The organism is Labrenzia sp. C1B70, assembly GCF_000475395.1.
GTDB lineage: Bacteria > Pseudomonadota > Alphaproteobacteria > Rhizobiales > Stappiaceae > Roseibium > Roseibium algicola.
In genome coordinates this window covers 126589-148900 of the sequence record NZ_AXCE01000062.1, presented here as the reverse complement: position 1 = coordinate 148900, position 22312 = coordinate 126589, and the positions used below count along the sequence as shown (strand labels likewise).

The 22312-nt window shown below is 58.9% G+C and carries 19 protein-coding genes; 11 read left to right on the top strand and 8 right to left on the bottom strand.

What is annotated here, in order from left to right; genetic code table 11:
* Nucleotides 1-21: 21 nt before the first annotated feature.
* The 7 genes from Q666_RS61610 to Q666_RS61580 all read left to right on the top strand — a co-directional run bounded on the left by Q666_RS61610 (nt 22) and on the right by Q666_RS61580 (nt 7812).
* Nucleotides 22-1122, top strand: a complete 1101-nt coding sequence (locus Q666_RS61610; protein ID WP_023002133.1) for an FAD-dependent oxidoreductase — start codon at nt 22-24, stop codon at nt 1120-1122.
* Nucleotides 1097-1402 (top strand): (2Fe-2S)-binding protein, encoded by a 306-nt coding sequence (locus Q666_RS61605; RefSeq protein WP_023002134.1) that lies wholly within the window; start codon nt 1097-1099, stop codon nt 1400-1402. Before Q666_RS61610 ends, Q666_RS61605 begins: the two co-directional genes overlap by 26 nt.
* Nucleotides 1395-2798, top strand: coding sequence for an NAD(P)/FAD-dependent oxidoreductase (locus tag Q666_RS61600; protein ID WP_081713404.1), 1404 nt, complete (start codon nt 1395-1397; stop codon nt 2796-2798). The genes Q666_RS61605 and Q666_RS61600 overlap by 8 nt, the downstream gene beginning before the upstream one ends.
* The gene (locus Q666_RS61595; RefSeq protein WP_023002136.1) at nt 2795-3136 is read left to right on the top strand and encodes a RidA family protein; all 342 of its coding nucleotides are present in this window, start codon (nt 2795-2797) and stop codon (nt 3134-3136) included. The genes Q666_RS61600 and Q666_RS61595 overlap by 4 nt, the downstream gene beginning before the upstream one ends.
* Before the next feature lie 598 nt (nt 3137-3734).
* Nucleotides 3735-4505: a Stf0 family sulfotransferase gene (locus Q666_RS61590; protein WP_023002137.1), complete on the top strand. Its 771-nt coding sequence runs from the start codon at nt 3735-3737 to the stop codon at nt 4503-4505.
* Nucleotides 4506-4645: 140 nt separating this feature from the next.
* On the top strand, nt 4646-5953 hold the full coding sequence (locus Q666_RS61585) for a mechanosensitive ion channel domain-containing protein (protein ID WP_023002138.1): 1308 nt from the start codon (nt 4646-4648) through the stop codon (nt 5951-5953).
* A 95-nt stretch (nt 5954-6048) separates the two neighbouring features.
* Nucleotides 6049-7812 (top strand): AAA family ATPase, encoded by a 1764-nt coding sequence (locus tag Q666_RS61580; RefSeq protein WP_023002139.1) that lies wholly within the window; start codon nt 6049-6051, stop codon nt 7810-7812.
* A 62-nt stretch (nt 7813-7874) separates the two neighbouring features.
* On the opposite strand, the gene uraH is transcribed toward Q666_RS61580, so the two are convergent.
* Nucleotides 7875-8228: a hydroxyisourate hydrolase gene (uraH, locus tag Q666_RS61575; protein ID WP_023002140.1), complete on the bottom strand. Its 354-nt coding sequence runs from the start codon at nt 8226-8228 to the stop codon at nt 7875-7877.
* A 226-nt stretch (nt 8229-8454) separates the two neighbouring features.
* Here uraH and puuE point away from each other — a divergent pair, with 226 nt between their 5' ends.
* The 3 genes from puuE to Q666_RS61560 all read left to right on the top strand — a co-directional run bounded on the left by puuE (nt 8455) and on the right by Q666_RS61560 (nt 11852).
* Nucleotides 8455-9849 carry an allantoinase PuuE gene (gene puuE / locus Q666_RS61570; protein WP_023002141.1) on the top strand — a complete coding sequence of 465 codons (1395 nt, stop codon included), beginning with the start codon at nt 8455-8457 and terminating at the stop codon, nt 9847-9849.
* Nucleotides 9846-10343, top strand: coding sequence for an ureidoglycolate lyase (locus tag Q666_RS61565; RefSeq protein ID WP_023002142.1), 498 nt, complete (start codon nt 9846-9848; stop codon nt 10341-10343). The genes puuE and Q666_RS61565 overlap by 4 nt, the downstream gene beginning before the upstream one ends.
* A gap of 72 nt (nt 10344-10415) precedes the next feature.
* A complete protein-coding gene (locus tag Q666_RS61560) occupies nt 10416-11852 on the top strand; it encodes a nucleobase:cation symporter-2 family protein (RefSeq protein ID WP_023002143.1) in 1437 nt (478 codons plus the stop codon).
* Between the two features lie 418 nt (nt 11853-12270).
* On the opposite strand, the gene Q666_RS61555 is transcribed toward Q666_RS61560, so the two are convergent.
* The 5 genes from Q666_RS61555 to bhcA form a co-directional block, all read right to left on the bottom strand.
* The gene (locus Q666_RS61555) at nt 12271-13266 is read right to left on the bottom strand and encodes a glyceraldehyde 3-phosphate dehydrogenase NAD-binding domain-containing protein (protein WP_023002145.1); all 996 of its coding nucleotides are present in this window, start codon (nt 13264-13266) and stop codon (nt 12271-12273) included.
* Nucleotides 13267-13280: 14 nt separating this feature from the next.
* A complete protein-coding gene (gene bhcD, locus Q666_RS61550; RefSeq protein ID WP_023002146.1) occupies nt 13281-14246 on the bottom strand; it encodes an iminosuccinate reductase BhcD in 966 nt (321 codons plus the stop codon).
* Between the two features lie 307 nt (nt 14247-14553).
* Nucleotides 14554-15717 (bottom strand): 3-hydroxy-D-aspartate aldolase BhcC, encoded by a 1164-nt coding sequence (gene bhcC, locus Q666_RS61545; protein WP_023002147.1) that lies wholly within the window; start codon nt 15715-15717, stop codon nt 14554-14556.
* A 97-nt stretch (nt 15718-15814) separates the two neighbouring features.
* On the bottom strand, nt 15815-16807 hold the full coding sequence (gene bhcB, locus Q666_RS61540; protein ID WP_023002148.1) for a beta-hydroxyaspartate dehydratase BhcB: 993 nt from the start codon (nt 16805-16807) through the stop codon (nt 15815-15817).
* On the bottom strand, nt 16804-17994 hold the full coding sequence (gene bhcA, locus Q666_RS61535) for an L-aspartate--glyoxylate aminotransferase BhcA (RefSeq protein WP_023002149.1): 1191 nt from the start codon (nt 17992-17994) through the stop codon (nt 16804-16806). The genes bhcB and bhcA overlap by 4 nt, the downstream gene beginning before the upstream one ends.
* Before the next feature lie 170 nt (nt 17995-18164).
* Here bhcA and bhcR point away from each other — a divergent pair, with 170 nt between their 5' ends.
* Nucleotides 18165-19025, top strand: coding sequence for an HTH-type transcriptional regulator BhcR (gene bhcR, locus Q666_RS61530; RefSeq protein WP_023002150.1), 861 nt, complete (start codon nt 18165-18167; stop codon nt 19023-19025).
* A gap of 148 nt (nt 19026-19173) precedes the next feature.
* Here bhcR and Q666_RS61525 read toward each other — a convergent pair whose 3' ends face one another.
* Together Q666_RS61525 and Q666_RS61520 are read right to left on the bottom strand one after the other, a co-directional pair.
* A complete protein-coding gene (locus Q666_RS61525; protein ID WP_023002151.1) occupies nt 19174-20049 on the bottom strand; it encodes a bifunctional allantoicase/(S)-ureidoglycine aminohydrolase in 876 nt (291 codons plus the stop codon).
* Nucleotides 20050-20213: 164 nt separating this feature from the next.
* A complete protein-coding gene (locus Q666_RS61520; RefSeq protein ID WP_023014626.1) occupies nt 20214-21929 on the bottom strand; it encodes a thiamine pyrophosphate-requiring protein in 1716 nt (571 codons plus the stop codon).
* Nucleotides 21930-22312 lie beyond the last annotated feature (383 nt).

The following is a 22312-nucleotide window of genomic DNA, read 5'->3' as shown; positions in this document are numbered from 1 at the left end:
TGATCTTATTCGGGAAACATCATGGAATCGGACTACGCCATCATTGGTGGAGGCGTCGTGGGGCTTTCCGTTGCCTGGGGTCTGCTCCAGCGCGGCAGGTCGGTCACCGTTCTTGACGGTGACGACGGCAGTTTCCGCGCCAGTCGGGGCAACTTTGGCCTCGTCTGGGTGCAATCCAAGGGCATGAAACAGCCTGCCTATGCCCGCTGGTCGCAGCGCTCCGCCGCCGCGTGGGCAGATTTCGCAGCCAGCTTGCGCGAAGCCACCGGCTTTGACGCTGCGCTGGAGCAGAAGGGCGGCTACGATCTCCATTTCTCGGACGAGACACTAGCCGAGACAGTTGCCCAGTATGAAATTCTAAAGGCAAAGCTTGGCGGTGATTATCCTTATGAAATCCTGGGCCACAACGAACTGCGCCGGGAAGAGCCGGAAGTCGGCCCGAAGGTCGCCGGGGCCATTCTTCATCATCAGGACGGCCACGCCAATCCGTTGAAGTTGCTGCGAGGCCTTGCTGCCGGTGTACGCGGCAACGGCGGAACCGTGCTGAACGGCAAGACGGTCGACACGGTCACGCGTGACAGCTCTTTCAGGATCAACTGCAGCGATGGCACCGTGGTCGAAGCAAACAAGCTGGTGCTGGCTGCCGGTCTCGGTTCGGCTGCACTCGGCCCGAAACTCGGATTCAAGGCGCCTATCCGGCCGCAGCGCGGCCAGGTTCTGATTACCGAAAAACTGCCCAGAATCCTCAACCGGCCGTCCCTGATTGCACGCCAGGTCGATGAAGGTGGCATACAGATCGGCGCGACCAACGAAGAAGTCGGCTTCAACGACAAGGTCACCGCCAAGGGGCTTGCCGGTCTCGCGGCCGAAGCGATCGCCGCCTATCCCATTCTGGCCAAGGCTCAACTGGTGCGCAGCTGGGGTGCCTTGCGCGTTCTCTCGCCTGACGGCCTGCCGATTTATCAGGAAAGTCCGGAGATGCCGGGCGCGTTCCTCGTGACCTGTCATAGCGGCATCACGCTAGCCGCCGCCCATGCCTCTTTCCTGCCCGACTGGCTGGAAAAGACAAACACGGCGCCAGACCTGGAGGTGTTCAGTGAAGACCGCTTCGCCCTTTCGTGAGCTGGAACAAGGTACCGGGCGGGTCCGCGTTCGCTTCGCCGGCAAGGACCTGATGCTGCGCGACGGTGGTAATCTGGCAGCCGAACTTCTGGCTGCCGGTGTCCGTTCCTTCCGGCAGACGCCCGTTTCAGGCGCAGAGCGTGGGCCGTTCTGCATGATGGGCGCCTGTTTCGACTGCCTGGTTGAAATAGACCGCGTTACCCGGCAGGCCTGCATGTGCGAGGTCAGCGCCGGCATGAATATTGGCATGCCGGGCACCGGAGGAGATGGCGATGCTTGAAGCTGACCTCCTTGTCCTCGGCGCCGGTCCGGCGGGAATGGCGGCTGCCAGAACGGCGGCGGATGCCGGGCTTTCCGTTCTGCTTCTGGACGAGCAGGCCCGGCCCGGTGGACAGATCTATCGCAGCGTCGGAAACGCGCCGGAAGGCCGGGCGCAGATCCTTGGCAGCGATTACACCAAGGGAAAGGCTCTCACCGAGGAGCTGGATCATCCGATGATCCGGCATCTGAGCGGCGCAACCGCGTGGCAAATCGAAAAAGGGCCACGCGTCTCCTTCACACGAGACGGTGCTGCCTCCGCCGCGAAATCCAAACGCCTGCTGATAACCACCGGTGCGCTGGAGCGGCCGATGCCAATCCCGGGCTGGACCCTGCCGGGCGTAATGACCGCGGGTGCCGCGCAGATCCTGTTGAAGCAATCCGGCCTCATGTGCGAAAGGGCGGTTCTGGCTGGAAGCGGCCCACTGCTTTATCTGGTCGCCGCCCAGATGTGCCGGGCAGGCACACCGCCCCTGGCTCTGGTGGAAACACAGACATTCGCCGACAGGCAGGCAGCGCTGCGGAATTTGATCGGAGCGCTGCGCGGCTGGCGGCTGCTTGCCAAGGGTTTGGGTCTGCTTGCCGAAATCCGCAAGGCGGGCGTTCCCCGCTACACCGGCGCATCGGCAATTGCCATTGAAGGCAAGGCGCAGGCCGAAACGATAAGCTTCACGTCGGGAGGCAGAGGCCACAATCTGGAGTGTGCAACGGTGCTGCTGCATCATGGTGTGGTTCCCAACACCCAGGCGGCACGCTCCATCGATGTGCCGCATCACTGGAACGAAGTTCAGCAATGCTTCGTGCCGGAAAAGGATGGCTGGGGCCGCACGCAGCTTCCGGACGTATTCATTGCCGGTGATGGCGCGGGTATTGGCGGTGCTACAGCTGCGCAACTTCAAGGCAGGCTGGCCGCTCTGGCAATCGCTTGCGATCTCGGCAAAACCACGCCGGCAGATCGTGACCGGAACGCCGCCCCACTGAATCGGCAACTGGAAACCGAACTGGCCGCCCGGCCATTCATAGACAGGGCCTATCCGCCCTTCCGCGAAGCCTTGCTGCCTGCCGACGACACCATCGTCTGCCGCTGCGAGGAAGTCACAGCAGGCGATATTCGCCGCTATGCCGGTCTGGGCTGCCTTGGGCCCAACCAGACCAAAGCTTTCGGACGGCCCGGCATGGGCCCGTGCCAGGGCCGCTATTGTGGCCTGACGGTCACGAACCTTCTTGCGGACGAAAGTGGACGTTCACAGGACGACACCGGCTATTACCGCATCCGGCCACCCCTGAAACCGGTCACACTCGGTGAACTGGCGGCCATGACAGATCTAGAAACCGACGAACAGGAACCCGTCACATGATAGAACGCATCGAAACCGGCCCCCGCATGAGCAAAATCGTCAAGCACAACGGCGTTGCCTATTTGTGCGGACAGGTGGGCGATGGCACGAGCGTCGCCGACCAGACTCGGGATTGCCTGTCGCGCATCGACGCTTTGCTGGAAAAGGCAGGGTCCTCACGCAAGAATATTCTGCAAGCCATCGTCTGGCTGTCGGACATGAGCGACTTCGCCGAAATGAACTCCGTCTGGGACGCCTGGGTGCCCGAAGGACATGCCCCTGCACGGGCCTGCGGCGAATCCAAACTTGCCCGGATGGAGTTGAAGGTCGAAATCATTATCACCGCCGCCTGCGACTGATGGCGGTCTGACAGTCGTCGCTTGGCATAACTAGAGTGCTTGCCAGCAAGACCTCAGACGCAAATGTACGCCGGTGCTAATCCCTTGAAGTCCCTCCGGGCGAGCAACGCGAGACCCGGGTCTGCTCATTTCCAGAATTCAGGCGTGGTTCTCAATGCAACCGCTTCAGCGAGCTGCCTCTGCGAGTGGGCCCCGGAACTGCGCTGCGCTTGTCCGAGGTGACGGCCTTGGGGGCGGGGATTGAACGAAAACGACACTGCCGGCTATGGCAAACGAAACGTCTGCGCGGTTGGCAAGGTATCCCAAAACCTGTCCGGCAACAGAGACGATCTTCCAGCCCCCAGCCCCCTCATCCTGAGGAAGCGCGCAGCGCTGTCTCGAAGGATGGGCCGCTTGCTCCGGATTTGCCGACACTAGTTCGAGGCATCGGCCAACCTCGGGATGAGCGATCCTCTCTGGCAAATTCACGGACAGAGTGTTGCCTGCCGGACACCCCTTGATCAAAATCCGTCGCAAATTCAAGCCTGTGTCCGGTGCAATCCCCTCGCTTTGCTTCAGCTGTCTTGCACCTGTCACCGATCCTTGAAATGAACACCCCATGATCGGCTACTCGTCCTACATCCTGTGCACCTCCCCCCGTAGCGGCAGCACGCTGCTCTGCAAGCTTCTGGCGGCGACGGGTGTTTCCGGGCACCCGGGCTCCTATTTTCACGAGCCGTCCCAAGAGGATTGGCTTGAAGACCTGAATGTCGATGTTGTGCCGGGGGAAAACGAGCAGGCAACGCTGCGCCGTATCTTTGCGGCAGCTATCGAAAAGGGCACGCGGGGCAAAGGTCTTTTTGGTCTGCGGCTGCAGCGGCACAGCTTCGATTTTTTCATGAAACAACTTGCCATCCTGCAACCAGTTCATGAAAGCGATCTAACGCGTCTTGAAGCAGCCTTCGGCAAGACGCTGTTCATTCACCTGACCCGTGCTGACAAGGTCGACCAGGCGGTTTCCTTCGTTCGCGCCGAGCAATCCGGCCTCTGGCACAGGGCTCCGGACGGCACCGAGCTCGAGCGATTGTCGGAACCGCGCGAATTGCAATATGACGCCGCTGAAATCCGCGCCTGTCACGATCGCTTCACCCGGTTTGACCGCGACTGGCAAGCCTGGTTCGAAATCCAGGGTATTTCCCCACTTCGGATTACCTATGACGCGCTTTCGGCAGATCCGCAGGCCACGCTGAGACTGGTTCTTCAACGACTCGGCCTGGAAGTGTCAGCAGCGGGGGGTGTCGTGCCCGGCGTTGCCAAACTGGCAGATGCCACCAATGCCGACTGGGTGTCCCGTTTCCGCGCTGAGCTGGAGATCGACAGCGCCAGCTAAAGCCGCCTGTGTGAACCACCTACGCGGCCGCGCCGTATCCTTCTCGAAGAAGCACGCGTTTTGCTGCCGCCTTGGCCACGGGCCAGGAATGCTGTTAAGCTGTTGATGCTTCGACGGGAAACAGACGGACGGGTGGTTTGATGAACCTCGAAAGTTTCGTTGCCGAACTTCAATCCTGGGCCACGCTGGCTCTCAGCTATCTGACTGCGCCCTGGTTTGCCTATCAGCTCGCCATCATCGTAGTTCTGTTCGGCCTGGCCAAGCTGCTGAGCCTTCGCGTCGAGCCGAGGCTTGAAGCCCGTGCACGTGAAATCAGGGGCCATCCGGGCCTGCTTCGTGTGGTGGTGGCCCTGCTCCGGCGGATCGAGTGGATCTTCTTCAGCCTGTTCCTGTTCATTGCGCTTGCGGTGATGCGCAGCGTCACCTGGCCGAGCCGGAGCCATTTCATCGCGATCGCCCTGTCGCTGTCGCTCGCCTGGCTGTTTGTCTCGGTTCTGTCGAGGGTTATCCGCAACCGGCTGGTGGCAAGAACGCTCAGCTGGCTCGCCTGGATCTATGTTGCGCTGGTCATTCTGGGCTTTGACGACGAGGCCGGCACCTTCCTCGACAGTCTGGCATTGCCACTCGGCGAGATGCGGTTGTCCTTGCTGCTGATCCTGAAGGCGGTTCTCTTGCTGTTTGCAACCGTCTGGGTCGCGGTGGTCCTCGGGCGCTATTTCGATGAGCAGGTACAAAAGTCGGATGAGCTGACCCCGTCGATCCGCGTGTTGATCGGCAAGGTCGCCAAGTTCGGGCTGATCCTGGTGGCCGGAACGATTGCGCTTTCCTCGGTTGGTATCGATCTCTCCGCCTTCACCGTCTTTACCGGGGCGGTCGGCCTCGGTCTCGGGTTCGGCCTGCAGAAGGTCATTTCCAACTTCATTTCCGGCATCATCATCCTGCTCGACAAGTCGATCAAACCCGGCGACACCATCTCGCTGGAGGGCACGTTCGGCTGGATCCGCGAGTTGCGCGCCCGCTTCGTTTCCGTGGTAACGCGGGACGGACGCGAATATCTGATCCCGAACGAGGACTTCATCACCCACCGTGTGATCAACTGGTCCTTCAGCGACGAACTTGTCCGCCTTGACGTCAATTTCGGCGTCTCCTACGACGCCGACCCGCATGAAGTTTCGAAGCTTGCCATCGAAGCGGCGATGACGGTCGGCCGAGTGGAAGGCTCCCGCCGTCCGGTCTGCTGGCTTACGGGCTTCGGCGACAGTTCGCTCGACTTCGTCCTGCGTTTCTGGATCCGCGATCCGCAACAGGGCCTCACCAACGTCCGCGGCAAGGTGCTGCTGGCGCTTTGGGATACGTTCAAGGAAAACAATGTCGGCATCCCCTATCCGCATCGGGAGATTATTATGAAGAAAGATGCGGGAGAGAAACGCGATGCGCACCACATATAGTATATGTATTTTTTAACACCTAGATTAAATATAGGCACCGATTTTACTGCGATACTTAATGCAGACGGAATATCAAAGAAGGGCCATTTGCGAACATGTCTAAGTATATTTCAGGGATAGGCGCTCGTTTTTACAGAGGAATCGGTGAGAAAGAACAATTAATATCGCCTTTTACAAAAATGAATTTTTTTATCGGTCCTAATAACGCCGGAAAATCCATAGTATTGAACTTGATTTGCAATATATATCCTGAGTATCTGCAGAGCGGAAAGCTGAATATTTTGCCGACAGATCGTCATCTTGGATTGAAAGCTGGCAACACTCAGGTTTTTATTGGTACAGAAAAAGAAATCATTTTTAAAAAATGCATGGAAATAGTCGAACTTAAAATACCTAACGTTAGAAGCATTCAATACAGTGAGATCGAAAAAGATATAAAAACTTTAATTGACGAATTAACTCATAAAGAGTTGATCTGGACACTTGGGGCCAATGCAGAAAATAAGTTAGAAATATTTCCGAAATTTGATGTTGATCGTTTGGCGGGTTTAGTTGGTGGCTGGCAAAAAATTTGGAACGTTCTATCGGATGGTTCTGGGGGGCAATTGAAGGAGCACTGGATACCGAGAACTGTCCAAAAGATAGCAGATCTTTCCAGACATACGATACCTCGAGTACTAATGATTCCAGCGAAAAGGCAACTTGGAGAAAGGGGCGAAAGCTTTAATGATCTCAGCGGCAAAGGGTTGATCGACCATCTGGCAACACTTCAAAACCCCTCCTTTGACAAGCAAGTAGATCGGGAAAAATTTAAAAGAATTAACACCTTCGTACAAGAAATAACTGGCAAGCCAGATGCTCAATTAGAAATTCCTAGTGAAAGGGAGCATCTACTTGTTCATCTGGACGGCAAAGTTCTTCCTTTATCTTCACTCGGCACTGGTGTTCATGAAGTAGTGCTAATCGCGGCTTTTTGTACAATATATGAGGAGAAAATATTGTGTATAGAGGAGCCGGAGATACACTTACATCCGCTATTGCAGAAAAAACTAGTCCATTATTTGATGGAAAAAACAAACAATCAGTATTTTATCGCGACTCATTCTTCAGCGTTTATTGACACGCCGGGGTCGTCAGTTTTCCACGTAATTAACGATGGTTCTCAAACTCACATAAAAGAAGCGATAACAAAAGATGAGCAAAGGATAATTTTGGATGAATTAGGTTATAGAGCTTCAGATATTCTCCAATCGAATGCTGTTATTTGGGTGGAAGGGCCGTCGGATAGAATATATCTCAATCATTGGGTGCATGAATACGACGCCAATTTGATAGAGGGAGTTCACTATACTGTGATGTTTTATGGCGGTGCATTGATTAGGCACTTGACTGCTTCGGATGCAGCAATCTCTGAGTTTATCAATATTCGCGATCTAAACCGAAATATGGCAATTTTAATTGATAGCGACCGCGAACAAGATGGTGATGCATTAAAGCCTCACGCTCAAAGATTATCTGACGAAATGAATGAAGGGCAAAGCATTTGCTGGGTAACTGCAGGCCGTGAGGTTGAAAATTACGTCGATGGTAAAATTTTGCAAGATGCCCTTAGGAAGATACATCCAAAAATTTATAAAATTGCAGGAGAAACCGGGCGTTTTGATCACGCATTTTACTTCGCTAGAAATGATCCAACGGATACCGGAAGGCATATCATCTTTAAAGATGCCGATAAGGTCGGCGCTGCAAATGAGATATGTAAAAGTCCTGCAAAGCTGGACATTTTAGATCTTCGGGAGCGGATTGGAGAAGTGGTCGAAATGATCCGCAAGGCCAATGGTTTGAGCAGGCAGGAGTAGTTTATCGCTTTTTTGAAAAGTTCGCGGTGGTTCACGCGTTGTATTCTCACCGGTAGTCTGCTTCAGCTGCCCCGATAGGTCGAATAGCTGAACGGCGAGACCAGAAGCGGCACGTGGTAGTGGGCTTCTTCCGACATGCCGAACCGCAGCGGCACCGTGTCGAGAAACTTCGGGGCCGGCAAAGCGATTCCTGCGGCGTCGAAATAGGCACCGACATGGAACACCAGCTCGTAGGTTCCGGTCTTGAATTCGTCTTTCGGCAGTATCGGGCTGTCAGTGCGGCCGTCGTCGTTGGTTTCCAGGCTACGGACGTAGGTCCTGTTGTCACCATCAATTGCATAAAGATCGATCTTGATGCCTTTTCCAGGGCAACCCTGGGCGGTGTCGAGCACGTGAGTCGTCAGGTAACCGGCCATCTTGGCCTCCTCCAAATGTCAGTTTGCGCGCATGATGCTGTGGGCCTCAATCGAAGGGCACCCGTGGTTCACAGGAAGCACTTTCTAAAAAGACGAGAAAGTCATGTCCATTATTCTGTTTTATAAGAAGACAACATGCCAGCCCTTGAATGAGGCATAGTCTTTGCTTGGTTCAAAACACGTTGGTATCACGAGGAGGTCCGTCTTGAATCGCTATTCCCGGAACATGCGTGGCTATGGTCAGAACCCGCCGGATCCAAAGTGGCCAGGCGGGGCCAGGGTCGCTGTCCAGTTCGTGTTGAATTACGAGGAAGGCGGCGAGAATTGCGTGCTGCATGGCGATGCGGCGTCCGAGGCGTTCCTGTCCGATATTCCGGGTGCGGCCCAGTGGCAGGGCAAACGCCACTGGAACATGGAATCCATCTATGAATACGGCGCCCGCGCCGGTTTCTGGCGCCTGCACCGGCTGTTCACGCGGGCTGATATTCCGCTGACCATCTATGGTGTCGCTTCCGCTTTGGCCCGCAGCCCGGAACAGGTGCAGGCCATGAAGGACGCCGGTTGGGAAATCGCCAGCCATGGCCTGAAGTGGGTCGAACACAAGGATATGCCCGAAGCAGAGGAACGTGCGGCCATTGCCGAGGCGATCCGCCTGCACACGGAAGTGGTCGGCAGTCGCCCGCTCGGCTGGTACACGGGCCGTTGCTCGGAAAACACCGTTCGCCTCGTCGCCGAGGAGGGCGGTTTTGCCTATATTTCAGACACCTATGATGATGATCTGCCCTATTGGCTGGATTCCGATGGCCGTGATCAGCTGATCATTCCCTATACGCTGGAAGCCAACGACATGCGCTTCGCGACGGCACCGGGATGGACGGATGGAGAGGATTTCTTCCTCTATCTGAAGAACGCCTTCGACATGCTCTATGAAGAAGGCACGACGGACACGCCGAAGATGATGTCCATCGGCCTGCATTGCCGCCTCGTCGGCCGTCCGGGCAAGATCATGGCGCTGAAGAAGTTCATCGATCATATCCAGGCTCATGAAGGCGTCTGGTGTCCGCGCCGCATCGAGATCGCGGACCATTGGGCCAAGACACATCCGCCGCAGAAGGGTCTTCGCCCCAGCCGCATGGAAAAAGCCGAGTTCGTCAAAACCTTCGGCGGCATCTTCGAGCACTCCCCCTGGATCGCCGAACGTGCCTTCGAGCTGGAACTCGGCCCGGCTCATGACTGTGCCGCCGGTGTTCACAACGCGCTGTGCCGCATGTTCCGCTCCGCAAGCGAGGAAGAGCGCCTCGGCGTTCTGACTGCCCACCCGGATCTGGCCGGAAAGCTGGCACAGGCAGGCCGCCTGACGGCGGAAAGCACCAACGAGCAGGCCAGCGCCGGTCTCGACATGCTGACCGATGAGGAACGCGAGACCTTTACCCGGCTGAACAATACCTACGTCGAAAAACACGGCTTCCCGTTCATTATCGCAGTGCGCGATCATGACAAGGCCTCGATCATGGCTGCCTTCCAGCGCCGGATCGACAACGACCGGGCGACCGAATTCAAGGAAGCCTGTCGCCAGGTGGAACGGATTGCCCAGTTCCGGCTCAAGGACCTGCTGCCGTGAGCCGTCTCATTGCCCCATCGATCCTGACCGCAGAGGCCTTCGCCCCCTATGGCGATGTTCTCGAGGTGGCGGGCGCACCCGACAAAATCATAAATCAGGGCATGTGCGGCCGTCATCATGACCGGGCGAAGCTCGACTTCGGCGAAGGCCGGGCAGGCATCAGCCTGTTCGATGCCAAGGCCCGGTCGTTTCCCTATGTCGTCGACATGGTCGAGCGACACCCGGAAGGCAGTCAGGCCTTCATACCGCTGGACGGTGTGCCGATGCTGGTTGTCGTCGCTGACGACGAGAATGGCCAGCCGGTCAACCTGAAGGCATTCATCAGCCAGCCCGGACAGGCGATCAACCTGTATCGCGGCACCTGGCACGGTGTTTTGGCCCCGCTCTGGCAAGCGGGCCGCTACGCGGTCGTGGACCGCATCGGGGAAGGAACCAACCTGGAGGAACACTGGTTTCCCGACCCTTGGACAGTGGAGGCCGACAACAAGGAATAAGCCTCCCTTTCAGAACGATCCCTGCCCGCTCAACGAGGCGGAGACGTTCACACGACCTTCAGAGGAGCAGAAATGTCTAATTCATCGATCGGATCTCCGGAGCAGCTCCGGGATCCCAATTACACGCCACCGCTTTACAAGGCGATCCCGCTCGGCATCCAGCATGTCCTGGCCATGTTCGTCTCCAACGTCACACCTGCCATCATCGTGGCCGGTGCAGCCGGGTTCGGCTTCGGGTCCAATTCTCCCGACTTTCCGGAACTGCTTTATCTCATCCAGATGTCGATGGTCTTTGCCGGGGTCGCGACCCTGTTGCAGACGATCACCCTCGGCCCGGTCGGTGCGGCATTGCCGATCGTTCAAGGCACATCCTTTGCCTTCCTGCCGATCATGATCCCGCTTGTTGCCGGCAAGGGGGTCGACGGTCTCGCGGCTCTGTTCGGGGGCGTGATCATCGGCGGTTTCTTCCATGCGTGCCTTGGCCTCGTCATCGGCAAGATCCGCTTCGCCCTGCCTCCCCTGGTGACAGGACTTGTGGTGACGATGATCGGTCTCGCGCTGGTTCAGGTGGGCATCCAGTATGCCGCCGGCGGTGTCCCCGCCATCGGCACGCCGGAATACGGCTCACTGCTCAACTGGGCGGCCGCTCTTGTGGTGATCGTGGTGACACTCGGGCTGAAGTTCTTCGGCAGGGGCATGATGTCGGTCTCTGCGGTTCTGCTCGGTCTGATCGCCGGTTACATCTTCGCCCTTGCCACCGGCATGCTGACCTTTGAAGCCGTCTCCACGTCCTGGGACCGTGCGGCTGTCTTTGCCCTGCCGCAGCCGTTCAAATACGGCTTCGAATTCTCGTTCGCGGCCGTGCTCGGCTTCTGCCTGATGGCCTTCGTTTCCGCGGTGGAAACCGTGGGCGATGTATCCGGCATCACCAAGGGCGGCGCCGGCCGGGAAGCGACCGACAAGGAAATCGCCGGTGCGACCTTTGCCGACGGTCTCGGCACGGCTGTCGCCGGTTTCTTCGGCGGTTTCCCGAACACCTCTTTCAGCCAGAACGTCGGCCTCATCGCCATGACCGGCGTCATGAGCCGCCATGTGGTGACCATCGGCGCGATCTTCCTGATCGTCTGCGGCCTGATCCCGAAGGTTGGCGCGGTCATCCGCACCGTTCCGATCGAGGTTCTCGGCGGGGGTGTCATCGTGATGTTCGGCATGGTTGTAGCCGCCGGTATCTCGATGCTGTCGGATGTGAACTGGAACCGGCGCAACATGGTGATCTTCGCCATTTCGCTCTCCATCGGTCTCGGCCTGCAGCTGGAACCGGGCGCCCTGCAGCACATGCCGGACACCGCACGTATCCTTCTGACCAGCGGCCTGCTGCCGGCAGCCCTGATCGCCATCGTCCTCAACCTGGTGCTGCCGGAAGAACTCTCCGACGAATCCACCGAAGAGGTCTCCGGCGGTCTCTCGGGCCACGGACGCGGCTCCCTGCCGAAGGAAGAAACCGCGTAAGGACAAGCCATACCTGTATGAGAAAGGGCCGCGTGAGCGGCCCTTTTTTATGACTTCTTGCACGTCATCCCGGACGCAGCGCAGCGGAGATCCCGGGTTTGTCGATATGCAACGTAAAAGACCCCGGTCCTGTGGGGCCCCGATCCCGGCTCGCACTTCGTTTGGCCGGGATGACGATGGAGGGGGTCTGCAGGGAAGAATTTCAGGCGTTTCAGCAGTTGGAAATTTCCCCTTCCGTCATTCCGGACAAGGGAGACGCAGCCGGACGCAGATCCGGACTCTATGCATATTTCGCGCTGAAAACGCGTCTCTATTTTTGAGAGGTGTTCGCTTCGCTCACACTGATGCGCTGGGTTCCGGATCTGCGTGCAGCCAAGCTGCACTTGTCTGGAATGACGGGGGAGGAGAAATTGTGTCCCTACCGCCCCGCCATCAGCCGTGCCATCAGCCGTGCCATGTCGATCATGCGGGCGGAAAAGCCCCATTCGTTGTCGTACCAGCCGAAGATGCGCACCTGGTAGTCATTGGCCTCTAGCGTTTCAGGCAGATGGATGACCAGGGATTCAGGCCGCGCACGCATGTCCGTGGACACCACATGGTCCTGCACGAAGCCGATTACCGGATTGCCGGAAAAGACCTCGAGCAGCCTGGTGTTGAAGGGGGCCTTCACGGGCTGCGCGAGCGTCACGGTCAGGTCGACCGCGGAAACGCTGATCGCTGGCACCCGGACCGCAGCGCCGCTGATTTTGCCCTCAAGCTGCGGCAGAACCTTGCCGACAAGCTTGGTGGCGCTGGTGGTTGTGGGCACCATGGAGACGCCGCCGGCACGACTGCGCTCAAGCGGCCCCCTCGGGGCGTCCACCATCGGCTGACTACCGGTGTAGCAGTGGATGGTGGTCATGTGCCCGCTCTTGATGCCGATAGCATCATCAAGACCGCGTAGCAGCGGAGCGAGGGCATTGGTGGTGCAGGAACCGTTGGAGACGATGCGGTGGTCGCCGAGCTGGTCTTCGTTGGCACCAAGCACCAGGGTGATGTCGGCGGCCTGGGAGGGGCCTGAAATCAACACGTTGGTTGCGCCGGCTTTCAGGCCACGTTCCGCGATCTCGCGCGTGTCAGCCTTGCCGGTGCATTCCAGCACCACATCCACCTGGGAAAGATCAAGGAGAGACAAATCGGGTTCGGCGGAGAAGACGATCTCGCGTCCGTCTACCGTCAAGGTGCCTTCGCCCGCTGTTACTTCGCCCGGCCACGGGCCGAAGACGCTGTCATACTTGAAGAGATAGGCACAGGTCTCCAGCGGTGCGATATCGTTGATCCGCACCACCTCGATGCGTTCCGTTTCCGGAAGCTTCAGCACTTGACGCAAGAGGGTCCGGCCGATCCGGCCGAACCCGTTGATCACAATCCGCATTTTCCACGGTCCGTCTAGAAATCCACTTCGATCGCGACGCCCTTCTGGATTGCCAGATCGACCGCGGCGGATGCCACGGCAAGGTCCTGAAGGCCGACGCCGGTCCCGTCGAAAAGCGTAATATCGCTCTGCGAGGTCCTGCCCGGATGATTACCATTAATGACGGCGCCGATCTCAATTATATTGTCCTCAGAGACAATTCCGCTGGCCACTGCATGCTGGCATTCACCGATCGTCGCTGACTGAGCGACTTCATCCGTGAAGAGCTTTGCCTTGGCAACAAGCGCAACATCTACTTCCTGTTTGCCCTTGGTATCGGTGCCCATGCACGCGATATGCGTGCCCGGCGAAACATGCTCTTCCATCAGGATCGGATCGAAGCTGGAAGTGATCGAGATGATCACGTCGGCTTCCGCACCCAGCCTGGCCAGATCGACAGATTCGTAGGGCAGACCGAGTTCGTTCGCCGTTTCCTCCAGACGCACCAGCATCTCCGGATGAAGGTTCCAGCCGAGGACCTTCTCGAAATCGCGCTGTTCGGCGGCGGCCCGCATCTGGAATGCGGACTGGTGGCCGGCTCCGATCATGCCAAGCACCTTCGCGTCCTTGCGTGCCAGATGCTTGATGGAAACCGCAGAAGCTGCCGCTGTTCTGAGGGCGGTCAGCAGGTTGCCGCCGACGACGGCCTTCGCCTTGCCGGTATCGGCATCGAACAGAAACACGGTCGACTGGTGGTTGGTCAGGCCCTTTGCCATGTTGCCCGGCCAGTATCCGCCGGATTTCAGGCCGAGCGCGAGCGAGGACCGGTCAAAGCCCGACTTGAACCCGTATAGCGCATCGGCATGACCGATTGCCTCGCGAATAACCGGAAAATTATAGGCCGCCCCGCCCGCCATGGCGGCAAAGACGCTTTCGACAGCGTCAAAGGATTCCTGGCGGCCGATCAGGCCAGCGATTTCCTTTTCAGGAACGATGATCATGTGTGTCTCCAGCAAAACATCGTCTTCCCCCCGACCTCATCCTGAGGAGCCGCAACGCACCATCTCGAAGGATGGGTGGCTCACTCGGAGTGTTTGGCCCATCCTTCGAGACAGACCTATGGTCTTCCTCAGGATGAGGGGGATGGTGGTTGTTGACGTGGCAAACCCCACCGTCGTCATGCCATGGCTTGACCATGGCATCCATGCCGCTCCCCATCCGTTCGAAAAGCTTCGATGTGTGGAAAGGTCACGGCATGGATTGCCGGGACGAGCCCGGCAATGACGAACAGTTGGGAGCTCGTGGTCCTCAATAGGCCTTGCCGCGGGCCGAGACCGGCCAGACCGTCTCGACCTTGCCGCCCCGCACGCCGACATACCAGTCGTGGACGTTGGCGGTCGGGTCGCAGTGGCCGGGCACCAGCTTCAGCTTCTCGCCCACCTGCAGAACACCCTTCGGGTCGGCAATGACCCCGTGCTCGTCCGAGCACTTGATATATTCGACATCGTTACGGCCGTAGATGAACGGCAGGCCGCTGTCGACGGACTGGGCCTTGAGGCCCGCATCACAGATCGCCTTGTCGGCTTTCGCGTGGCTCATCACCTGGGTCAGGATGAAGAAGGCGTTTTCCCATTCCCCCTGGTCGATGCGCTTGCCGTCCTTATCGAGAATGCGGCCGTAGTCTGCATCCATGAAGGCATAGGAACCGCATTGCAGCTCGTTGTAGACGCCCGAATTGGATTCAAAATAGTAGGAGCCCGTGCCGCCACCTGAAACGAGTTCCGGCTCCAGGCCTACCTTCTTCAACGCCTCGACGGCGTCCTTGACCATGGCAATGGCAATGTCGAGCTTGTCCTTGCGGGCTTCATAGCTGTCGATGTGCTGCATGGCTCCCTGGTAGGCCTGGATGCCGCTGAACTTCAGGTTCCTTGCCGCGTCCACTGCCTTGGCGATTTCGACAACCGCCTCGCTCGTGGTAACGCCACAACGACCGGCACCGCAATCGATCTCGATGAACACTTCCAGCGTGGTGCCGTGCTTGGCAGCGGATTCAGACAGATCGGCAACATTGGCAAGATCATCGACACAGACGATGGTGCGGCAGCCAAATTTGGGCAGCCGGGCCAGACGATCGATCTTGGCCTTGTCGCGAACCTGGTTCGACACCAGGATGTCCTTGATACCGCCACGGGCAAAGACCTCGGCTTCCGAAACCTTCTGGCAGCAGACCCCGACAGCACCGCCGAGCCGTTCCTGCAGCTTTGCGACATCGACCGACTTGTGCATCTTGCCATGCACCCGGTGACGCATGCCGTGGGCCTTGGCGTAGTCGCCCATCTTCCTGATGTTGCGCTCCAGTGCATCGAGATCGAGCACCAGGCAAGGCGTCTGGATATCGGCCTCGTCCATGCCCGGAAGGGCGGGAATGTCGAAGCCTACTTCGAGCTTTTCAAATCCGGTTTGTGCGTTCATTTTTCTTCTCCAAATGGCTCAGGCATTCCAGATCAACCAGCTTTCGGAATTCATCCGAAAGCTGAAAAGTTGATCGTTTTTAGAGCGATGGAGCATCTTAGCTGCGGTCCTCGGAACGCAGGATGCTCCAGGGTAATTTACCGAGATCGACATTGCCGCCGGTGATGATGATGCCGACGCGTTTGCCGGCAAAGACGTCCCTGTTCTTCAGGATCGTTGCCAGCGGCACGGCGGAAGACGGTTCCATGACGATCTTCATCCGCGCCCAGATCAGGCGCATGGCGTCGACGATTTCCTGTTCCGACGCGGTCAGGATGTCGGTGACGTGGTTCGAGACGAAGTGCCAGGTCAGTTCCTTGAGCGGCACCTTCAGCCCGTCGGCAACAGTTTCCGGTGCGTCGTCGGCAATGATGTGACCCGCCCTGAAACTGCGGGCAGCATCATCCGCCTGCTCCGGTTCGGCAGCAAAGATCTTCACTTCGGGCGCCAGGTTCGACAGGGTCAGGCAGGTGCCTGAGACCATGCCGCCACCGCCGATCGGTGCGACAACCGCATTAAGACCATCTGTCTGCTCCATCAATTCCTTGGAACAGGTGCCCTGACCGGCGATGACACGCGGGTCATTGTAGGGATGAACGAATTCCGCTCCGGTCCGGGCCTCGACCTCGGCAAAGACCGCTTCGCGGCTGGAGGTGGACGGTTCACACTCGGTGATGATGCCGCCGTACCCACGAACGGCATCCTTCTTGGCCTGTGGCGCCGTTCTCGGCATGACCACGTGGCACGGAATGCACCGCCGGCCCGCCGCATAGGACAGGCTGAGCGCGTGGTTGCCGGAGGAATGGGTCGCCACACCGGCCTTGGCGGTTTCCTCGTCCAGACCGAAGACGGCGTTGGATGCACCGCGCACCTTGAAGGCACCTGCCTTCTGGAAGTTCTCGCATTTGAAGAACAGTTCCGCACCGGTCAGCTCGTTCAGGAACGAGGAGGTCAGAACCGGCGTCCGGTGGATATGCGGCTTGATGCGCTCATGCGCGACGAGCATGTCCTCGAGAGTCGGGATGTACTGGGTCAGGGCGTCGGTTTTCATGCGGCTTCCTTCGAGGCAATGGCGCTGTCACTGCGATAGACTTCCTGGGCGGCCGCAACACCGGAGCCCAGTTTGATGTCGAGGCCGAGATCGGCCATGACCATTTCGGCAGTCGCCAGCCCCGACAGCATCATGACGTCGGTCAGGCTGCCCAGATGGCCGATACGGAACACCTTGCCTGCGACCTCTCCGAGGCCGACACCGAAGGCGACGCCGTATTTCGCCGCGGCGTGGGTAACGATGCCGGTGGCGTTGAAACCTTCAGGAGTACGGATCGCGCTGACCGAATCCGAATAGACGTCCAGTGTCTGCGCGCAAAGCTCCAGGCCCCAGGCCCGGACCGCGGCGCGCACACCTTCTGCAATGCGGTGGTGCCGGGCAAAGACATTGTCGAGGCCCTCTGCCAGCAGCATGTCGCAGCTCTGCTTCAACCCGTTCATCAGGCCGACGGCCGGTGTATAGGGATAGGCGTTGTTGGCGTAGGCTTTCATCATGTCGCGAACATCGAAGAAGGTACGCGGCAACCGGGCGCTTTCAACGGCAGCCTGTGCCTTTGGCGACAGGGCGATGATGGCAAGCCCCGGTGGCAACATGAAGCCTTTCTGGGAGCCCGTGACCGCGGCATCGACACCCCATTCGTCCATGCGGAAATCCATCGAGGCAATCGAGCTGACGCCATCGACAAAGAGCAGCGCCGGGTGCTTCGCGGCATTCAGCGCGCGGCGTACCGCGGCAATGTCGGATTTGACGCCGGTCGCGGTTTCGTTGTGGGTTGCCAGCACCGCCTTGATCACGTGGTTTGTGTCCGCGGCGAGTATTTCCTCATAGCGGTCTGCCGGCAGCCCGGTGCCCCAGGCTGCCTCGACAACCTCAACCTTCAGGCCGTGGCGCTGGCACATGTCGATCCAGCGATGGCTGAACATGCCGTTGCGGGCAGCCAGGATCTTGTCGCCGGGGCTCAAGCAGTTGGTGATCGCGGTTTCCCAACCGCCGGTTCCGGTCGACGGAAACAGGAACACCTCGGCGGTTTCCGTCTTCAGCACCTTTTTGACGCCTGCAAGCGCGGGCTGCAGGATCTGTCCGAACAGCGGCGAGCGATGGTCCAGGGTCGGCATGTCGCACGCTCTGCGGAGCGCTTCCGGCATGTTGGTGGGGCCGGGAATGAAAACAGGATTTTGGAAGCTCATGGCCGTTTCCTCTTATGAATTTTGAGAAACGGTACCGTGCAGGGGCGGAGCTCCGCAATTTTTTTAAAATATTTTTTCAAAAATAGATTTTGTAGAAATTGCCAATCTTGTCAGTGTGTTATATTTTTCATATGGTGAATTGATTTTTCAAATTCCGAGAAAATGAGCTGATGACAGATCTCAAATCCGATAGTTCCGCCACCAGACGCGCCCGTGGGCGACCACGTGCCTGGGACGACAAGACCGAACAGAACACCATCAAGTCGCTCGACCGGGCGATGGCGGTGTTCGAGCATCTGAGCACCCAGTCCGGCGTCTCTCTTTCAGCCCTGTCGGATCAGCTTGGAGAATCCACGGCAACGCTCTATCGCATCCTGTTCACGCTGGAGACACGTGGCCTGGTGGAATTCGACCAGGCGCAGCAGCTCTGGCACATTGGTCCGGGCGCCTTCATCATCGGCGCACGATTTTTAAGGCGTACCAGTCTGGTGGAACGGGCGCGTCCTGTCCTGCGCTCCCTGATGGAGCAGACAGGGGAAACGGCCAATCTTGGTGTGGCACAGGCGGACCAGGTGCTGTTTGTCAGCCAGGTCGAAACCCACGAAAGCATTCGCGCCTTTTTCCCGCCCGGCACCTTGTCACCGCTGCATGCCTCCGGCATCGGCAAGGCGCTTCTGGCTTTCATGGACGAGGATCAATGCAAGCGTATCCTGAAGCAGACCGACCGGGAACGCTTCACCGAGCACACATTGTGTGACGCGGGCCTGCTGGCCGCGGACCTGGAAGCGATCCGTGCACGCGGGTTCTCGATCGACGGGGAAGAAAAGAACCTCGGAATGCGCTGCATCGCGGCACCCGTGTTCAATCACCATGGCGAAGCTGTCGCCGGTCTGTCCGTCTCGGGCCCGACCAGCCGGGTCAGCCCGGACAGGATCGCGCCCTTCGCAGAAGCGGTGAAGGCGGCGGCCGCTGCATTGACCGCCGCCCTCGGCGGCGAAATCGCTCCGCCGCAAACGAAGACCGTGGGATGAGGGCGCTTGCTTCACTCCCGACCCGATCCAGAGGAGTTCGTTACACCCACACCCTGAAGCGGCCAATCCCACCCTCTCCCTCATCCTGAGGAGGACCGTCAGGTCCGTCTCGAAGGATGAGGGTGCAAGGAGGAAGGGGCTTTTCTCTTTACTCCGCGGCGCTGCGGAAGCTCTGCCGGGCACCGGCCTCGAAACGGCCTGCCGCCTGCAGCTTCATGTGGCGGTTGACATCCTTGTAGAGGAGGTAGCGGAACGGGCCCGGGCCACCGGCATAGCAGGCCTGCGGGCAGAAGGCGCGTAGCCACATGTAGTCGCCGGCTTCCACCTCGACCCAGTCCTGGTTGAGGCGATAGACCGCCTTGCCTTCCAGGACATAAAGCCCGTGCTCCATCACATGGGTTTCCGCAAACGGGATGACGGCACCCGGCTGGAAGGTGACGATGTTGACATGCATGTCGTGGCGCACGTCTTCCGGATCGACGAAGCGTGTCGTCGCCCATTTGCCGTCCGTGCCGGGCATTGCCCGCGGTTCGATGTCGTTTTCGTGGGTGACGAAAAGTGTCGGTCGCTCCAGGCCCTCAACAGGCTCGAACGCCTTGCGGACCCAGTGGAACCGCACCGGTTCACTGCCTGTGTTCTTCAGGCTCCAGTCGGTTTGCGGCGGCAGGAAGGCGTAGCTTCCGGGCCTCAGGTCGTATCGCTGTCCGTCGGCTGTCAGAACAGCCTCACCTTCGACAACGAACAGCACGCCTTCGGCGGAAGGGTCTGTCTCCGGCCGGTCAGAGCCGCCACCCGGCGACACTTCAACGATGTATTGCGAGAAGGTTTCGGCAAAACCTGACAATGGGCGCGACAGCACCCACAGGCGGGTCTTGTCCCAGAACGGCAGATAGCTGGTGACGATGTCACGCATGGTGCCTTTCGGGATGACCGCATAGGCATCGGTAAAGACAGCCCGGTCTGTCAGGAGTGTTTCCTGACCGGGATGACCGCCGGTCGGCGCGTAATAGGATCTTGGGGGCATGGACTGGGACACGGCCAACCTTCTTCTTCAACAAAACCAGTTACCGGGAACTATGACCTGCCTTTCGAGGCCGTACCACGGGGCATGTCCGAAGAGCTCCTTTCGGAAAAACAAGATAATCGTCCCTTGATTTTCTTATTCTTCCGATCAATTGAACCCGCGCTTCAAGCCCGCGCGATGGCGATGTTGAGCAGAACTTGCCGCTTTTCCTCCGTCGCCACCTTGATGGCACGTTCCAGCGCTGCCGGCAGCGCGTCGCCTTCCGTCACCGTTTCGGTGTAGGCGCGGCTGGCTTCCGCGGTTCTGGTGAAATCCGGGCTTGGCCGAAGGGACGTCAGCGGCACATCGTTGGCCTTGCTGGCAAGACCATCCTTGTAAGTGCCCACCACCGAGTGACGCACCGCGCCCCACTCCTCGTTGTTCAGCACAAGCGTGATCACCGGCAACTCATGCGCCTCGGCAACCATGTGGCAGGCCGTCGGGTTGGCGAACATGTAGCTGCCGTCGCCGATGGTTGCGAAGACCAGCCGGTCGCGGTCGGCAAGCTGTGCGCCTAGCGCCGCCGCGAGACCCCATCCAAGCCCCCCGGAATGCGGTTCCTGGAAGTAGCTGTTCGGCTGCTCCAGGTCGAGCGGCTCGAGCGGACAACCAAGCTCGTGGAAGATGGTGGCCTTCCGCCCTTTGATGGCGCGGCCAAGGCAAAGACTGACCCAGTCCTTGCTCATCGGGCCGGCATTGCCGCGCTTGGCCCGGGCGACAACCTCCGCACGATTGGCGGACGACAGTTCGGCAATACGATGTCTGCGGGCGGTCAAAACGGCTTCGTCACGCGGACGGCTCTGCATTTCGGCAATCAGCGCCAGCAGCGTTTGCGCGGTTTCTCCTGCCAGGGTCACATCCGCCTGGAAGTTGCGGATAGGCGTGCGGGTGAACAGGGGATCCGGCCCGAGCTGGATTACGGTGACATCATCGCGAAGGGCGACCTTGTCCGGCCACCAGGGTGCCAGAGAGTTCATCACCAGCACCACGTCCGCCTCGGCAAGCAGGGCTTCCGGCGACGCACCGACCTGCATCGGATGCGACAGGGGCACGGAAAGCTGGTTTGCCCAATAATGCGACAGCGGCAGGGCCCAGTCCGTCAGAAACCGTCCGAGGGCCGCAAAGGCCTCTTCCGATCCGGCTCCTCGCTGGCTGATGATCAGCGGGCTTTTGGCCTGCGCCAGCAGGTCTGCTGCCCGTTTCAGGGACGAGGGATCCGGCGCTGCGATGACCGGGGCCTGTTTCGACGGGGTATCAAGGCCGTCCGGCGGAGTTTGCTCGCACAGAACTTCACGCGGCAGGCTGAGATAGACGGGGCCCTTGGGCGTGGAATTGGCAATCGCCCAGCCCCGGTCGAAGAGATCCGCGATCTGCTCGGGAAAACGCAACTCGTAGTCCCATTTGGTGACTTCGCGGATCAGCGCGGTCTGGTCGAACATTTCCTGTCCCCAGCCGATCGGCACCGTGCGCGCGCCAAAGCGGCCGGCTTCCATCACCGGCGTGCGACCGGACATCATCAGCACGGGGACCTGATCGCACCAGGCGTTGATGGCGCCGGTAATGCCGTTGGAGAGCCCCACGTTGGTGTGCAGCATGACGGACTGGATCCTGCCGGAGATCTGGTAAAAGCCGTGCGCCATACCGACGGCAACATGTTCGTGCGGCACCGTGATCGGCACCGGAAGGTCGAGCCCGTTCTGCGTTGCCTCGATCAGTCCCTCGATGATCGGTGGAAAATCTGTGCCGGAATTTGCGAAGACATAGTCGACACCGAGCGCCTTCAACTTGCCGAACACCGCTCCACCCGCGGTAATCGTGGTGCTGTCCATCCTGTCGGCCATGCCGTCCTCCCATGTTGCTTTTGGATGCAGAATGCAGAAATTGCGAGGCAATTCAGGCTCTTGCGGGAGAGGAGCCCCTCCGCGAACCGCCGCCTTCGCATCTGCTTTGACGCGCACCCTAGACGATAAAAAACGGCAATGGGAACAAGGAATTTTCTTTCCAAAATTGGAAAGTATAATGGCTATTATCTCATTTTACATTACCAAATTAATTAGTGAAGATGATCGCGGAGCTACGTTCCCTGCTGGCTGCAAATCTGCAAGAGGTGCGCCCGAAAGGTCTTCCGACTTCGTTGAAGGGCGTTCCACGATCGCACACATTGAAGGTTGGCCAGCAAGTTACAGACCGGGAGTCGACAAGAGCTTCCGATGGGAGGAGACAA

Coding starts and splice junctions, on each gene's coding strand:
- Q666_RS61610 (WP_023002133.1), top strand. CDS start 22: ATGGAATCGGACTACGCCATCATTGGTGGAGGCGTCGTGGGGCTTTCC.
- Q666_RS61600 (WP_081713404.1), top strand. CDS start 1,395: ATGCTTGAAGCTGACCTCCTTGTCCTCGGCGCCGGTCCGGCGGGAATG.
- Q666_RS61595 (WP_023002136.1), top strand. CDS start 2,795: ATGATAGAACGCATCGAAACCGGCCCCCGCATGAGCAAAATCGTCAAG.
- Q666_RS61590 (WP_023002137.1), top strand. CDS start 3,735: ATGATCGGCTACTCGTCCTACATCCTGTGCACCTCCCCCCGTAGCGGC.
- Q666_RS61585 (WP_023002138.1), top strand. CDS start 4,646: ATGAACCTCGAAAGTTTCGTTGCCGAACTTCAATCCTGGGCCACGCTG.
- Q666_RS61580 (WP_023002139.1), top strand. CDS start 6,049: ATGTCTAAGTATATTTCAGGGATAGGCGCTCGTTTTTACAGAGGAATC.
- uraH (WP_023002140.1), bottom strand. CDS start 8,228: ATGGCCGGTTACCTGACGACTCACGTGCTCGACACCGCCCAGGGTTGC.
- puuE (WP_023002141.1), top strand. CDS start 8,455: ATGCGTGGCTATGGTCAGAACCCGCCGGATCCAAAGTGGCCAGGCGGG.
- Q666_RS61560 (WP_023002143.1), top strand. CDS start 10,416: ATGTCTAATTCATCGATCGGATCTCCGGAGCAGCTCCGGGATCCCAAT.
- Q666_RS61555 (WP_023002145.1), bottom strand. CDS start 13,266: ATGCGGATTGTGATCAACGGGTTCGGCCGGATCGGCCGGACCCTCTTG.
- bhcD (WP_023002146.1), bottom strand. CDS start 14,246: ATGATCATCGTTCCTGAAAAGGAAATCGCTGGCCTGATCGGCCGCCAG.
- bhcC (WP_023002147.1), bottom strand. CDS start 15,717: ATGAACGCACAAACCGGATTTGAAAAGCTCGAAGTAGGCTTCGACATT.
- bhcB (WP_023002148.1), bottom strand. CDS start 16,807: ATGAAAACCGACGCCCTGACCCAGTACATCCCGACTCTCGAGGACATG.
- bhcA (WP_023002149.1), bottom strand. CDS start 17,994: ATGAGCTTCCAAAATCCTGTTTTCATTCCCGGCCCCACCAACATGCCG.
- bhcR (WP_023002150.1), top strand. CDS start 18,165: ATGACAGATCTCAAATCCGATAGTTCCGCCACCAGACGCGCCCGTGGG.
- Q666_RS61525 (WP_023002151.1), bottom strand. CDS start 20,049: ATGCCCCCAAGATCCTATTACGCGCCGACCGGCGGTCATCCCGGTCAG.
- Q666_RS61520 (WP_023014626.1), bottom strand. CDS start 21,929: ATGGCCGACAGGATGGACAGCACCACGATTACCGCGGGTGGAGCGGTG.